13 protein-coding genes are annotated in these 13955 nt (G+C 62.1%); 4 read left to right on the top strand and 9 right to left on the bottom strand.

The window, feature by feature from the left end; genetic code table 11:
• Window positions 1-2 precede the first annotated feature (2 nt).
• Window positions 3-656, bottom strand: coding sequence for a TetR family transcriptional regulator (locus CCGE525_RS03365; protein WP_120703048.1), 654 nt, complete (start codon window positions 654-656; stop codon window positions 3-5).
• Window positions 657-668: 12 nt separating this feature from the next.
• Complete coding sequence (locus tag CCGE525_RS03360; protein ID WP_120706229.1) at window positions 669-1367, bottom strand: class I SAM-dependent methyltransferase; 699 nt, start codon at window positions 1365-1367, stop codon at window positions 669-671.
• A gap of 217 nt (window positions 1368-1584) precedes the next feature.
• Between CCGE525_RS03360 and CCGE525_RS03355 the strand changes: the two genes are divergently transcribed.
• From CCGE525_RS03355 to CCGE525_RS03340, 4 genes are all read left to right on the top strand, one after another.
• Window positions 1585-2532, top strand: coding sequence for an SDR family oxidoreductase (locus tag CCGE525_RS03355; RefSeq protein WP_120706228.1), 948 nt, complete (start codon window positions 1585-1587; stop codon window positions 2530-2532).
• A 304-nt stretch (window positions 2533-2836) separates the two neighbouring features.
• Window positions 2837-3247: a MarR family winged helix-turn-helix transcriptional regulator gene (locus tag CCGE525_RS03350; protein WP_245472080.1), complete on the top strand. Its 411-nt coding sequence runs from the start codon at window positions 2837-2839 to the stop codon at window positions 3245-3247.
• Window positions 3244-4800: an MDR family MFS transporter gene (locus tag CCGE525_RS03345; RefSeq protein WP_120703046.1), complete on the top strand. Its 1557-nt coding sequence runs from the start codon at window positions 3244-3246 to the stop codon at window positions 4798-4800. Before CCGE525_RS03350 ends, CCGE525_RS03345 begins: the two co-directional genes overlap by 4 nt.
• 152 nt (window positions 4801-4952) lie before the next feature.
• Window positions 4953-5627, top strand: a complete 675-nt coding sequence (locus CCGE525_RS03340; RefSeq protein WP_205587421.1) for a hypothetical protein — start codon at window positions 4953-4955, stop codon at window positions 5625-5627.
• A 103-nt stretch (window positions 5628-5730) separates the two neighbouring features.
• Here CCGE525_RS03340 and CCGE525_RS03335 read toward each other — a convergent pair whose 3' ends face one another.
• The 7 genes from CCGE525_RS03335 to CCGE525_RS03305 form a co-directional block, all read right to left on the bottom strand.
• Window positions 5731-6594 carry an ABC transporter permease gene (locus tag CCGE525_RS03335; RefSeq protein WP_120703045.1) on the bottom strand — a complete coding sequence of 288 codons (864 nt, stop codon included), beginning with the start codon at window positions 6592-6594 and terminating at the stop codon, window positions 5731-5733.
• A gap of 3 nt (window positions 6595-6597) precedes the next feature.
• On the bottom strand, window positions 6598-7527 hold the full coding sequence (locus tag CCGE525_RS03330) for an ABC transporter permease (RefSeq protein WP_120703044.1): 930 nt from the start codon (window positions 7525-7527) through the stop codon (window positions 6598-6600).
• 4 nt (window positions 7528-7531) lie between these two features.
• Window positions 7532-8542, bottom strand: coding sequence for an ABC transporter ATP-binding protein (locus CCGE525_RS03325; protein ID WP_120706227.1), 1011 nt, complete (start codon window positions 8540-8542; stop codon window positions 7532-7534).
• Window positions 8543-8553: 11 nt separating this feature from the next.
• Window positions 8554-9564, bottom strand: coding sequence for an ABC transporter ATP-binding protein (locus CCGE525_RS03320; protein ID WP_162950118.1), 1011 nt, complete (start codon window positions 9562-9564; stop codon window positions 8554-8556).
• Between the two features lie 64 nt (window positions 9565-9628).
• On the bottom strand, window positions 9629-11263 hold the full coding sequence (locus CCGE525_RS03315) for an ABC transporter substrate-binding protein (RefSeq protein WP_120703043.1): 1635 nt from the start codon (window positions 11261-11263) through the stop codon (window positions 9629-9631).
• 49 nt (window positions 11264-11312) lie between these two features.
• Window positions 11313-12857: a phosphoric/sulfuric ester hydrolase PehA gene (gene pehA / locus CCGE525_RS03310; RefSeq protein ID WP_120703042.1), complete on the bottom strand. Its 1545-nt coding sequence runs from the start codon at window positions 12855-12857 to the stop codon at window positions 11313-11315.
• A gap of 161 nt (window positions 12858-13018) precedes the next feature.
• The gene (locus CCGE525_RS03305) at window positions 13019-13891 is read right to left on the bottom strand and encodes a LysR family transcriptional regulator (RefSeq protein ID WP_120706225.1); all 873 of its coding nucleotides are present in this window, start codon (window positions 13889-13891) and stop codon (window positions 13019-13021) included.
• Window positions 13892-13955: the final 64 nt, after the last annotated feature.

Below are 13955 nucleotides of genomic sequence, written 5' to 3'. Positions count from 1 at the left end.
AATCAGCAATTGGGGTTGCGTTGCCGCAGCTGCGTGCCGAGATCGGCAAGCGCAGTCCAGAGCTGTTCGAACACGCGACGGGCGAAATCCTGTAACGATAGCTCCTGCTGCCCTTCACTCCAGCGCTCGCCACCGATGCGCAGCGTGCTGACAACAATCGCCGACAGCAGGCGCAGGCGGAACCGCTCCTCTTCGCCGCCGCCGGAGCGGGCCAAGAGCGCATCCGTCAGCTTCCCTTCCAGCTTGGCATATTTCAACTGATCGCGGGCGCAAAGCGCCGGCGTATCGCGGATCAAGGCGGCTATGGCAAGACGCTGAGGATCCGCAGAGGCGGCGAGCAGTGCCGAGGTCAGAGCGCCCTCAATCACCTCGACGATAGACGCGTCCTTGGGCTGCACGGCGATGGCATCGGCCAGTTCGTCGGAAAAGCTGTCCTGCCAGGCGAAGACCACCTCTTCCTTGCTCGGAAAATAATCGAAGAAGCTGCGTTTGGAGACATCGGCGGCTTCTGTGATGTCCTCGATCGTCGTGCCGTCGAAGCCGCGTTCGAGGAACAGCGTCAGGGCGACCGCCTCGATGCGCTCGCGCGTCTGGCGGCGCTTACGCTCGCGCCGGCCTTCCTTCACTTCGCCGTCGATCTCTTTCACATCCGCCATGAACTGCCCCCGCTATGCACCCGCCTCCGGCCGCCCCACGTCGGCCGCGCCGGTTTCTGCAGTATGGGCTGCGATTCCGGCATCCTCTTCCGTGCTAGGATATTTGGAGCGGTCGATCGAGATCTCCAACGGTTTTCCACGCGAAATCCGGTAGACGCCGGCCGGCGGAAGGTTGCGTATTGTGCCACCGACACGCACCGCTTTCAGGCCGAGACGATCGAGGATTGACCGCGGCACCGGGCAGCGCGGGCCGTAGGTGAACTGATAGAAGGCGCCGCCGGACCTCATCGTTGCAAAGGCGCCGCCGACGATCGCGGTAATCGTGCCCGGAGACATGGAAAGCAACGGCAGGCCGCTGACGACGGCGCCGAAGGGTGCTTCGGCAAACAGGCCGCATTCGGCGAGTTGCGCCGCATCCATTTGCACCACGCGCGCCTCGGGAAAGCGGCCGCGCAGCTGAACGGCAAATTCCTCACCGAATTCGATCAGCGTCAAGTCGCTCTCGGGAATGCCGCGGGCGAGCAGCGCGCGTGTGAAGACGCCGGTGCCGGGGCCGAGCTCAAGGATCGGACCATCGAGCGGCTCGATCTCCTGCGTCATCAATCGAGCCAATCGCTCGCCGGACGGAGCAATCGCCGAGACACGCTTCGGATCGCGCACCCAGGAGCGGAAGAACTGAACGAAATCGGCACATGTCGTCTTAGCCGTCATCTCAGAATCCAATCTAAGCAAAGATATCGAATATGACGCGATCAGGTCCGAGCAGCGTGGCAATTCGAAGGCAGGGCGGGCAATTGCGGCGCCGATATTGCTGATTGTAAACCGCATTAGGTGACCGTATGCAATGCAATTATTTATATGTTGTATTTTTGCGTTAAGTGCAATAATTTACATGTATGAAATATCCAAGTTCCTCCCGGAGATCCTCATGCCAAACTGGACCGTAAAAGACATCCCCCCGCAGGCTGACCGCGTCGCCGTCGTTACCGGTGCCACCAGCGGCATCGGCTATGAAACCGCCAAAGCACTGGCAGGTGCCGGCGCCAAAGTGATCATAGCCTCGCGCAACGAACGCAAAGGCGCCAAAGTGCTGGCCGAGATTCGCGCCGCGACACCCGGCGCCGACGTCGTCTTCGAGCCGCTCGATCTCGCCAGCCTCGATTCCGTTGCCCGCGCCGCCAAGCGCATCACGGCTTCCGTGCCGCGGATCGACCTTCTCATCAACAATGCCGGCGTTATGGCCATTCCGGACAGGCATGAAACGGAAGATGGTTTCGAGATGCAGATGGGAGCCAATTATATCGGCCATTTTGCCTTGAACATGCGGCTGCTGCCGAAAGTCCTTGCCGCCACGAACCCACGTGTGGTTACCGTCAGCAGCCTGGCGCATCGCAGCGGCAAGATCAATTTCGACGATCTGCAATGGAAGAAAAGCTACAGTTCCTGGCGCGCCTATTGCCAGTCGAAGCTGGCGACGCTGATGTTCAGCCTCGAACTCGACCGGATCGCCCGCGCTCAGGAATGGAACCTGATGAGCACGGCCGCCCATCCAGGTTTCGCAGTTACCGGTCTGCAAAGCACTGGCCCGCGCATGGGCCGCGACAGGCCGGGCCTTCTTGAACGGTTCGGCAAGTTGATGGAACCGGTCCTGTCGCAATCCGCCGCAGCAGGTGCGTTGCCGACGCTTTTCGCCGCTACATCGCCCGGTGCAGAGGGCGGCGTCATGTACGGTCCCAATGGCTTTTATGAATTGAAGGGGCCGCCCGTCCGCGCCAAGATCGTGCCGTATGCGCAGGACAAGGCGATCTGGCGGCGTCTTTGGGAGGTATCGGAGCAACTGACCGGGCTGAGGATGCCAGCACCTGTTATAGCGTAACGGGCATCCCTCCCCGCCCGAGGGAGGAGATTTCTCCCATGCAAAAATCACCGCCCTGCGTGTTGCTCGCGTGGACCGCCGGTCGGATCGATGGACGAGACGGTAAGCGGGGCATTCCGGGCGGCGGCTGTTGCCGCCATCAAAAATCGCTTCACGTCAGGCTCCTCTCAGGTCTCACGCGATCCTTTCAAGGATTCGATCGCTTGCGCAACTCGCAACCATAAGATATGTAGATAGATAGGAAGCCTATCTATCTTTTTTGAACATGCGCGAAACCGGACATCTCCAAGAACTTGAAGAGGCAATGGCGCTCGCCGAAGCGTTGCGCCCCGCCCTGCATCGCCTCTATCGGCAACTGCGACGCGAGGTGGAAGACCCCGGTATCTCGCCGCTGCAGGCTCTTCTCCTCGTCGCCATCCTGCGGCAGCCGGGCATTGGCGTCGCGGAGCTGGCGCGGCTGGAGAAACTGCGCGGACCGACGATATCGGGACACATCAAGGCGATGGAGTGCGAAGGCCTCGTCACACGCTCCGCGCCCGATCCCGAAGACCGGCGACGCAACGGCCTGATCGCCACGGACAAGGGACGGGCTCTGATCAAAGGCATAAAACAGAGGCGGACCGACTGGCTCGCCTTCGAACTCGCCAAATTATCGCCTGAGGCGCGCGCCGCCATTCGCGCGGCCATCGGCCCGCTTGGGGACATCGGACAATGACCGTACAAATCCAAAAAGCCGCTCCGCAACCGGCGCCGACCGAAGGCGAGGCACCCGATCGCCGTGAAATTCGCGCCGTCATTCTCGGCCTGATGATCGTTCTTGGCCTCGGCGCCATCGACCAGAGCATCGTCGCAACCGCCCTGCCGCGCATCGTCAGCGATCTCGGCGGCGTCACGCATCTGTCCTGGGTAGTCAGCGCCTATGTGCTGGCCTCGACCAGCACGATGCCGCTTTATGGCAAGCTCAGTGACCAATATGGCCGCAAGCCCATGATCTACGCGGCGATCCTCATCTTCCTCCTCGGCTCGGTGTTGAGCGGCCTGGCGCAGACGCTGCTCCAACTCATCATCTTCCGCGCCATTCAGGGACTTGGCGCCGGCGGGCTGCTGCCACTGGCGCAGATCATCATCGGCGACCTCGTGCCGCCGGCCAAGCGCGGCCGCAATCAAGGTTCGATCGTCGCCGTCTTCGCCGTCTGCAGCGTCCTCGGCCCGATCGTTGGCGGCATCATCACCGATCTCCTCTCCTGGCATTGGATCTTCTACGTCAATTTGCCGATCGGCGCGGTGGCGCTCGTTATGATCGGCCGCGCCCTGAAGCGACCGCATCAGGCACGCAGCCGCCGCATCGATTATCTCGGCGCAGTGTTGCTGACCGCATGCACGACGGGCTTCCTGCTGGCACTCGCTCTCGGCGGCAATGAATGGGCGTGGAACTCACCGCAGATCATCGGTCTTGTGACCGCTGCTCTGATCCTCGGCATTCTCTTTGTCTTTCATGTCCGCCACGAGCCGGAGCCGGTATTGCCATCAGACCTTTTCCGCAACAAACTGTTCGTCATCGCCTGCATCGTGCTGGCCTTGACCACCATGGGCATGCTTGGGGCGACCTTGTTCTTCCCGCTGTTCTTCCAGATGGTGATGGGCGTCAGTCCCTCGCATTCCGGGCTCCTCACCGGGCCGCTGATGATCGGCGTGGTCATCTCCTCCATGGTCAACGGCCGCGTGCTGCTGCAACGCTTCGGTCGCTACAAGCCGGCCCAGCTTTTCGGCCTCAGCCTCGCCACGCTGGCCTTCGCAGTGCTCGCCTGGGCGGCCGCCACCAGCCAAGGCTTTGGCATTATCGAACCTTCGGTCTTCGCGCTTGGTCTCGGACTTGGCCTGGTGATGCCGAATATGACGATCGCCGTACAGAACGCCCTGCCCTATGCTCATCGCGGCGTCGGCACGGCAACGCTTGCCTTCTTCCGTTCGCTCGGTGGCCTTATCGGCGTTACCGGCTCCGGTGCGATCCTGGCGTATCGCGTGCGGCAAGCGACGGGCCCGTCCGGCAGCCTCGACATATCGTCGCTGACCGAAAGCGGTCTCAGGCAGCTCGCCGCCGCGTCGCCGGAAGCCCATGCCGCGGCAATAGCGCTTTATCGCCACGCCATCGCCATGACCTTTGCCACCGGAACCGCCATCGTGGGGCTGGGGTTGATCGCGCTGCTGTTTCTGCCGGAATTGCCTCTGAGGACGCATCATGGCGACGGTGCTCAGCCGCCACGCTAAAGCGCCCACACAAGCCCCGGGTAAGTCCTTCGTCCTACAATGACGACATCAGATGATGAGCGTCGTCCGAACAGGCGTGCGTTCACCGACCGTCAAGGATGGCTTCCGGCTCGATGGCCGCCGGCACCAGCCACATTGGGAAGGAACGACCTATGGTCTCCGCACTGACCACGACCCGATTGCTCGCATCGCAAATGGCGCTGCAGTTGCTGCAGACGCCGGATCCCTCGCAGAATTCGAGCAGCGACCCGCTGTTGGGCGACAGCAGCAGCAGCGATCTCTCCAATCTGCCATCGCAATCACAGGCGTCGCTCACGAGCATGCTCAACGGCCTGTCGTCCAATCAAATCGACGGTACGGCGGCGCAGACCGACCCGGATATGACCAGCAGCTCTTTCATGGATCTGCTGAAGCAGAATCTGCAGGACGCGGTCAAAAGCGAAGGCACGGGAGGCCAGGCACAGGCGATGCTCGATGCCCTCGACAAAGGCACGCTGACGGTTTCCGATCCGACGAAAGGCACTTCGATCAAGGCATGGGACGTCAATGCCACCAGCGAGCAGGGCACGACCAGCAAGACCGCCGACACCATCCCCACCCGTGATTGGAACGACTTCCTGAAAGCCCATCTCGAACGCGGTTCGGATGGAACCTTCGTCAAGAACCAGGACGGCAGCTTCGTCGACAAGACCACCGGCAATGAAGCCTATTTCGGCCAGGTCGGATCGCAGTACTACTACATCACCTGGCCGTCTGCGTCGGCCACCTCAGACACGAATGCATCGAGTTCCGATGCATCCGCGTCAGCCGATAAGGCGAGCGCCTAAGCCTCTCTAGAGCGGCTCCGCTTTCACAGAATCTGCCGCTCTATCCTTCTGTTTTCTGCAATTTTCGGACGGAAAACCGCTGCACACTTTTCCTGAAATTGCTCTAAGACAAGGTCGGGTCGAGCTTGTCGCGCAGCCAGTCCCCGACAATGCTGACGCCGTCGGTGGTCAGCATGATGACCACCGACGGCGTCAGCATGATCCAGGGCGCGCGCGTGATGTATTCGCGGCCATAGCCGACCATGTTGCCTAGACTGGTCATTGGCGGCTGCACGCCAAGGCCTAGGAAGGACAAGCTGCTTTCCATCAGGATGATCTCCGGGAAGGTTAGCGTCATCGAGACGATCAGCGTCGAGGCGATATTCGGCAGGATGTGGTTGAGATAGACCCGTGTCGGGCTGGCGCCGAGCTGGGTCACGGCCGCAGCATAGCCCTGTTTGCTGGCGGAAATCGCAAGACCACGAGCGATGCGGGTATACCGCTCCCAGCCGTAGAAGCCCATGAGGCAGATCAGAAGCGGTAGCGAGCTGCCGAAGAAGGCAAGCACGGCGAGCGACATGATCAGGAATGGCATGGCCGCCTGAAAGTCCGCCAGCATCAGGACGATGTGTTCGACGATCCCCCGGAAATAGGCGGCGAGAAAGCCGAGCAGCGTGCCGACGAAGGCGGAGATCAGCGTCGCGCCGAACGCGATGAGCAGAGAGATGCGAATACTGTCGATCAGGCGCGAGAGCACGTCGCGGCCAAGCTCGTCCGTGCCGAGGAAATGCGTGGGATTGCCGGGCAGCGCCAGGCGATTCTTAAGGTCGAATGCCGTGATGTTGAAGGGCCGGATCCAATCGGCGGTCAGGGCGATGAAGATCATCGCGGCGATCCAGGCGAGGCCTATGCCGACCAGAATGGGGATGCCCGGCTTCTTCCGCTTCTTGCGTTCGCCGGCGATACCCGAAATGGAGATGTTTGCCATCGCTCAGCCTTTCGCATTCATGTTCCGCAGGCGCGGATCGAGATAGCCGTAGAGAACGTCGACGGCGAAGTTGGACAGCACCATGCAGGCCGCCACCATCAGCAGTATGCATTGCACGACAGCGAGGTCGCGGTTGGAAACGGAGACCACCAGCAGGCGTCCGACGCCCGGCCAGGAGAACAATGATTCCACCACGACGGCGCCGGCGATCAGCGAACCGACCATGAAGCCGGCAATGGTGACGATCGGGATCGCCGCATTCGGCAGCGCGTGCCGCCAGACGACTTTCCGCCAGGGCATGCCTTTGGCGCTTGCGGTACGGATATAGGGCTGGCCGAGAATCTCGATCATGGCGCTGCGCGAGAAGCGGGCGAGGATGCCGATGCCGCCGACGCTCATGGTAATGACCGGCAGGATGGCATGCATCCACGTATCCTGGCCACCGGACGGCAGCCAATCGAGCGTGACGGCGAAGATCAGCACCAGCACAAGGCCGAGAACGAAGCTTGGCATGGTGAAGCCGACGACGGCGCCGGCCATGACCATACGATCGAGCAGGCTTTCGCGATGCAGCGCCGCATAGACCCCGGCGGAAATGCCGATGATGAGCTCAAGGATCAGCGCCGGGATCGTGAGCTCCAACGTCGCCGGAATGCGTTCGGTGACCAGCGTGATCGCCGACTGGCCGTCACGCATCGACACACCGAGATCGCCGCGGGCGATGGCGCCGAAATAGCGCAGATACTGATCCCAAAGCGGCTGATCGAGGCCCCAGGCGTGGCGGAAAGCATCGATCGCCTGCGGCGGCGCGTCCGGCCCCAGGATGATGACCGCCGGATCGCCCGACATGCGCAGCACGATGAAGGCGAAGGTCACCACCAGAATGATGGTCATCAGCGCCCGGAGAAGCTTGAAGAGAAAGAAGCGAAACATGGGATCACGGGCTCGCTGGCGTTTGCTCGGGCATCGTTTCCGCTACAGCCGTAACGGGCTGGCCGCCGTGAACGAGATGGCATGCAGCCGAGTGCCCTGCCGCTGCCGGCAGCAGCGCCGGGGTTTCCGTGCGGCAACGGGTGATGGCGACGGCGCAACGCGGATGGAAGGCGCAGCCGACGGGACGCGCGGCCGGATTCGGCGGCTCGCCCTGCAGCACGATGCGATCCTTCAGCGCCGTTCCCGGGACTGGCACGCTCGACACCAGCGCCTTGGTATAGGGATGCAGCGGGGCGCGGAAAATCTCTTTCGAAGAGGCCTCTTCGACAATGCGGCCGAGATACATCACCGCGACCCGGTCGGAGACGTTGCGCACCACTTTCAGATCATGGCTGATGAAGACCATGGTGATGCCGCGCGTCTCCTGCAGGTCGCGCAGCAGATTGACCACCTGAGCCTGAATGGAGACGTCGAGCGCCGAAACCGGCTCATCGCAGACCAGCAATTGCGGATCGCTGGCGATGGCGCGGGCGATGACGACACGCTGTCGTTGGCCGCCGGAAAGCTCGTGCGGGTAGCTGTTCTCCTGGTCGCGGCGCAGACCGACAGCCTGCAGCAGCGTAGTAACGCGTTCGCGACGCTCGGCTTGCGTACCGACATCGTGGATCGTCAGCGGCTCGCCGATCTGCGCACCAATCGCCAAGCGGCGGTCGAGGGCTGCGAGCGGGTCCTGGAAGACAAGCTGCATGCGCGCGCGGTATTTGCGCCATGCTGCCGTTTCCAAGGCCGGCATGGGTTCCCCGTCGAAGCGAACATGACCCGCCGACGGTGTTTCCAGCCCAAGCAGCAGCCGGCCCGTGGTGGATTTTCCTGAGCCGGATTCGCCGACGATGCCGAGCGTCGTCCCCTGCGTAACGGTGAGCGAGATGCCGTCGACAGCATGCACGGCTGTGGGCCGGCCCAGCAGTCCGCGGCGGGAAAAATAGGTTTTGGTGAGGTCGCTCGCCTCGATCATGGGATCCGTGTTCACGACACTGTCACTCCCTGCTTGGTCTGTACCGTGTGAGGGGCCGGCACGATTGTGCTGTCGCCAATCGGATGGAAGCAGGCGGCCGCGCGGTCGTCGCCGAGGCTCACCAGCTGCGGGAGGCTGTTGTGACAGAGCTCGGAGGTGTGGCCGCAGCGGGGCGCAAAGGCGCAGCCGCCGGGCAAGCGGCCGGGCTGCGGCACCGTACCGGGAATCGGCACCATACGCTCACGGCCGCCATCGAGGCGCGGAATGGCATCGAACAGGCCGCGCGTATAGGGGTGGCGCGGCTGGCGGAACAGAGTTTCCGTCGAACACTTTTCGACCACGCGGCCGGCATACATGACGCAGACGCGTTCGCAGACCTGCGAGACGGCACCGAGATCATGGCTGATGAAGACGATGGCCATGCCGGTCTCGGCGCGGATGGAGATCAGCAGGTCGAGGATCTGAGCCTGAATGGTGGCGTCGAGCGCGGTCGTCGGCTCGTCGGCGACCAGCAGATCGGGATTGCCCGATAGTGCCATGGCGATCATCAGGCGCTGGTTCTGGCCGCCGGAAAACTCATGCGGAAAATTGTCGAAACGTCTGACAGCATCCGGAATGCCTACCAACTCCATCAGCCGGATCGCTTCGAAGCTCGCCGCCTTGCCGGTAAGCCCGCGATGCAGCTCCACCGCTTCAGCGATCTGCCGGCCAGCGCGAATGACGGGGTTGAGCGAACTGGACGGGTCCTGAAAGATCATCGCAATGCGGCTGCCGCGTACGTTTTCGAGCGCGGTGCGCGACGCGCCGACCAGTTGCTGATCGCCGAGGCGGACGCTGCCGCCGACCGTCGCCTTGCCCGGCAGAAGGCCGAGCGCCGCCAGCCAGGTCACCGATTTGCCGCAACCGGATTCGCCGACGAGCCCGACAGCCTCGCCTTTTTCGATCGTCAGATCGATGCCGTGCAAGACCTGTGTGCCGCTGAATGCGACCGTCAGATTGGAAACTTCCACCAGGGGCATCATCGCCCTCCTTCGTCCGCGTGAACGAAAAAAGAGCCGGAGGCATGACCTCCGGCTCGTCGGTTTTTTAGGCCCAGTTGCCCTGACGGAAGTCCATCGCAAAGGCAGATGCTGCCTTCCACTTCAGCGACTTCGGCTTTGCCGTAAACACGGCGTTCTGGTGCAGGACCGTGTAAGCGGGGTCTTCGCGTTCGCAGATCTGCAGCATGCGGGCAAACGCATCGTGGCGCTTGGCGCGATCGGTGCTGGTTTCTAGGAAGGTCGAGAGCGTGTTCATCTCGGCGTTGGTCCACTCGCCGACCTGCTGCTGCTGGCCGTTCGGGCCATGGTTGGCAATGATGGAGGAGACCGGATCGTTGAAGCTAGCCGTGCTCGACCAGTCGCGCACGGCGCGCGTCGGGGTCTTTTCGAGGATCGCCTGCCAGTTTTCCTTCATGGCGATCTCAACGTTCAGGCCCACCTGGTTCCACATCTCCACCAGGATCTGCGCCGTCGGCGTCTGATTGGTGTAGTAGTTGTCGAGCAGGCGATAGGGAATGGCGTCGCCCTTGTAGTTGGCTTCCTTCAGAAGCTGGCGTGCCATGTCCGGGTTATATTCAGGAACCGCCCAGCCCTTGACGAACATGTCGCCATAGAAATCCCACTGCAGGCCGGCCGGAACGACCGTGCGGCCGGCCCAGAGTGAATCGACGATCGCCTGGCGGTCGATAGCGTGGGTGAAGGCGCGGCGCACCAGCGGATTGGCAAGCTGCGGATGGTTCTTGTCGAATACGGTCTCGCGATGGTTGGGGATCGTGCCACCCTGAACTTCGAAAGCGGCGTTTTTCTCGATGCCGGAGATCTGATCCGGGGGGATGTCGCAGGCAAACTGGTATTCACCCGACAGCAGGCCATTGACGCGCGAGGCAACTTCCGGAACTTCGACGAAGCGGATCTGCTTCAACGGCGGCCGGCCGCCCCAGTAATCATCATGGGCTTCGTAGACCAGATAGGTGTCCGGCTTGAAGTCGGCGACGCGATAGGGGCCGGTGGTGATCGGCGCGCGGGCCCAATCGAGGTAGCTCTTGGCGTCTTCCCAGCCACGGCGGCTGGCAATGGCGCTGGCAACGGTCGAGATGCGGCCTTCCATGGTGACATCGGGCGTGCCGTTGACGAAACGAACCGTGTATTTGTCGACGATCTCGATGCCCTGCAGTGCCGGCCAGTAGCGGCGCGCAGTCGCGGGCACTTCCGGCGGCAGGTCCTTGCCCTGGTTGCGGATCGGGTTGGTTTCGTTGATGTAGATCGTCTTGCCGGCGCTCGGCTGCGTCTCGGCGAACATGCGTTCCTTGCTGAAGGAGAAGGCGACATCTTCGGCGGTCAGCTCGGCACCGTTGTGGAACTTGACGCCCTGGCGCAGCTTGAGTTCGACGGTCTTGTCATCGATGCGGCGCCATTCTGTGGCGAGTTCCGGACGGGGGACCAGGCCGTTCAGCCAGTTGAGGCCGATCAGGCCTTCCCAGAGCGACGAGTTGAAGATGCGCTGGCCGACGTTAGACTGTTCGCGCAGCGGATCCAGCGTATTGGTGTTGGAAATTTTCTGCACGGCGATGGTGATCGACGGGCGGTTATCGGCCTGGGCGATCGAGAAGCGCGGCAGGATCAGCGAGCCAGCGGCGGCGGTCGCCATGCCGAGCGCGCTGCGACGGGTAATATTGACCATGAAAATACCTCCTTGAGTTCTAGTTCGACTATTGGGGGTTCGGCTATCGTTATCGGTCGCGTTCGGTCAGGCCGTTGGGACCGGAGCGATAATGGGTCAGCGTCCGGTCGGCATGTTTCAGCCGCCAGGATAGGGCTTTCTGCGCATAGTCGCGGACGAGCCTCGCATAAGCGGGATCGTCGGCGAGATTGACGAATTCGTTGGGATCGCGCTCGAGGTCGAAGAACAGCGGCGGCAGGGTGGCGAAATGGACGTATTTGTAGCGCTCGTCCTGAACGACGCAGAGGCTACTCTCGTTCTGATCCAGCCCCAGAACCGGCTGCGGCTCGGAATAGAACACGTCACGGAAGTCATATTCGTAATGCAGTTCAGTGCGCCAATTGCCCGGCCGCTTGCCGGCGAGGAAGGGCAGAAGCGTTTCGCCGTCGCAAGCACGCGGAATGTCGCCGCCGAGCCAGTCGAGAATGGTCGGCATGACGTCGATGCTTTCGGTAAAGGCGGTCTCGATCGCGCCGGGACGCGCGTTTGGGCCGGCATCCTTGATGACCAGCGGAATGCGGAAGCTTTCGTCGTTATAGCCGATCTTGCCGAGCAGATGGTGATCGCCGAGCTGCTCGCCGTGGTCGCTGGTGAAGATGATCAGCGTGTCGTCCCACTGGCCGGTTTGATCGAGATAGGCGAAGACTTGACCAAGACAATCGTCGATCTCGCTGATCAGGCCGCAATAGGTGGCACGCATCTGGCGGATGTCCGCCTCGTCCAGCGTCGCGCCCGAGCCTTCCGCTCCCTGGAAGAAGGAGCCGCGGCGGATGCTGTCGATATAGAATTTCATCAGGGGATGCTGGGCACTTTCCGCTTCCGGATTGGCTGCGCGCACCGGCGCCGGCATATCTTCCGGACGATACATCTCATGATAGGGCGCGGAGGCGACAAAAGGCGGATGCGGACGATAATAGCCGAGATGCAGGAAGAACGGCTTGCCGGCGCGGCCCTTCAGATAAGTCAGCGCCCGCTCGGTGAAATAAGTAGAATCGGAATATTCATGCGGAATACGCGAGGGACGGTCGGTCGCGCCCTTCACCGCGCCCTCACCTTCCGGCAGCCAAATGTCGGGCCTATTTTCCGGCAGATCGAAGCCCTGCTGCGCGACCCAGCCGAAATAGCCCTCCATGTTCGGCTCGAAGGCGCCCACCGAATGGAAGCCATCCATCATGTCGCCGAGTGCGAGAAAGCGCGGATCGTTGATGGAGGTCGTACGCGGGTCCGGCACCGTCGTGGTATAGCCCACCAGCGCCGGATCATAGCCGATGCTGCGCAGGGCCTTGGCAAGATTGAAATGCCTGCTGTCGAGCGGCACCGTGTTTTGCACGGCACGATGGTTCATCAGATAGAGGCCGGTCAACAGGCTGGCGCGGGCGGGCCCACAGGGAACGCAGGTCGTCACGTGATTGCGGAAGGTAACACCTTCGCGGCAAAGCCGATCCAGGTTCGGCGTCTTCAGAAACGCCTCATGCCCCTCGGCGCGCAGAAGATGCGGTATGAAATCGGCCCGCCACTGGTCGACGACGATGAGAAGTACATTCTTGCGGTTCATGAGCAGCCTCGCGTTTCAGGGAGGCTGTGTGCGGTGCGATCATTTCAGGCGCATGAACCTATTTTCAAACTTCCGTGACGGACCTGTATCGAAGAGGTATGGTCTATACCATAGGTTGCCGACGCAACTTCACGTATGTTGCACCACGGATCGGCGGATCATCATCCACACCATTCCGGCAGGGTATCGAGTAATGTCCTGAGCGCCGGCGACGGCACGATGGAGCGCGGATAAAGCGCCGTGAGGGCGGATTTCGGCAGATCGTGATCCGGCAGCACGCGCACGAGCCGCCCCGCCTCAGTATCCTCGACAACAAGGAAAAGCGGTAGCTGCGCGATGCCGAGCCCGCCCCGGGCCGCATCGCGCGTCACCATCATGCTGCCGGTGCTGATACGCCAGGACATGCGTATCGTTACGCCGCCGATAGTCCAGTGATCGCCAGTTTTCTGGGTCAGGACGGCCACATGCTGTTTCAGGTCACGCACTGTCTGCGGTTCACCACGCGCAGCCAGATAAGATGGAGCGGCAACGGGCACGATGGAGATATCCGCCAGCCGCCGCCCTATCAGATCGCTATCGGCCAACTCGCCGATGCGGATGGCAAGATCGAAACCCTCGGCAATCAGATTGACGCGCTCATCGCTGAAATGGAGATCGGCCTGGACCCGCGGATAACGCTCGAGGAATTCGATCAATTTCGGCGCGATAACCCCCTGGCCAAGAGCGACGGGCGCGCTGATCCGCAGCAGACCCGAAGGTTCACGGTTGGCAACCCTGATCTCGGACCGGGCCACTTCAGCGTCGCGCACGATCGGCTGTACGCGCTCGAAGAAGCGGCGGCCGGTATCGGTCAAGCTGAGAGCCCGGGTCGAGCGCGCCAGCAGCGGCGCGCCGATCGATGCCTCCAACAGTGCCAAACGGCGGCTGACAGTTGCCTTCGGCAGCCCAAGTGCTCGCCCCGCCGCACTCAATGAGCCCTCCTCGACGATGCGGACGAAAAGCGCCATGCCTACCAGATCAACATCTTCGCGCATTGTTCCATTCTTCGAACGCCAAAGTTTCAATTTGCAGCCTACTGTTCCGATTTCCGCCATGCAA

It is taken from the genome of Rhizobium jaguaris (assembly GCF_003627755.1).
Classification (GTDB): domain Bacteria; phylum Pseudomonadota; class Alphaproteobacteria; order Rhizobiales; family Rhizobiaceae; genus Rhizobium; species Rhizobium jaguaris.
This window is presented reverse-complemented; position numbering and strand designations above follow the sequence as displayed.

What these genes read in the sequence shown, in the direction of transcription:
- CCGE525_RS03320 (WP_162950118.1), bottom strand. Translation starts at nt 9,564, where the DNA reads ATGATGCCCCTGGTGGAAGTTTCCAATCTGACGGTCGCATTCAGCGGC.
- CCGE525_RS03305 (WP_120706225.1), bottom strand. Translation starts at nt 13,891, where the DNA reads ATGCGCGAAGATGTTGATCTGGTAGGCATGGCGCTTTTCGTCCGCATC.
- CCGE525_RS03335 (WP_120703045.1), bottom strand. Translation starts at nt 6,594, where the DNA reads ATGGCAAACATCTCCATTTCGGGTATCGCCGGCGAACGCAAGAAGCGG.
- CCGE525_RS03365 (WP_120703048.1), bottom strand. Translation starts at nt 656, where the DNA reads ATGGCGGATGTGAAAGAGATCGACGGCGAAGTGAAGGAAGGCCGGCGC.
- pehA (WP_120703042.1), bottom strand. Translation starts at nt 12,857, where the DNA reads ATGAACCGCAAGAATGTACTTCTCATCGTCGTCGACCAGTGGCGGGCC.
- CCGE525_RS03360 (WP_120706229.1), bottom strand. Translation starts at nt 1,367, where the DNA reads ATGACGGCTAAGACGACATGTGCCGATTTCGTTCAGTTCTTCCGCTCC.
- CCGE525_RS03340 (WP_205587421.1), top strand. Translation starts at nt 4,953, where the DNA reads ATGGTCTCCGCACTGACCACGACCCGATTGCTCGCATCGCAAATGGCG.
- CCGE525_RS03355 (WP_120706228.1), top strand. Translation starts at nt 1,585, where the DNA reads ATGCCAAACTGGACCGTAAAAGACATCCCCCCGCAGGCTGACCGCGTC.
- CCGE525_RS03330 (WP_120703044.1), bottom strand. Translation starts at nt 7,527, where the DNA reads ATGTTTCGCTTCTTTCTCTTCAAGCTTCTCCGGGCGCTGATGACCATC.
- CCGE525_RS03350 (WP_245472080.1), top strand. Translation starts at nt 2,837, where the DNA reads ATGGCGCTCGCCGAAGCGTTGCGCCCCGCCCTGCATCGCCTCTATCGG.
- CCGE525_RS03315 (WP_120703043.1), bottom strand. Translation starts at nt 11,263, where the DNA reads ATGGTCAATATTACCCGTCGCAGCGCGCTCGGCATGGCGACCGCCGCC.
- CCGE525_RS03325 (WP_120706227.1), bottom strand. Translation starts at nt 8,542, where the DNA reads ATGATCGAGGCGAGCGACCTCACCAAAACCTATTTTTCCCGCCGCGGA.
- CCGE525_RS03345 (WP_120703046.1), top strand. Translation starts at nt 3,244, where the DNA reads ATGACCGTACAAATCCAAAAAGCCGCTCCGCAACCGGCGCCGACCGAA.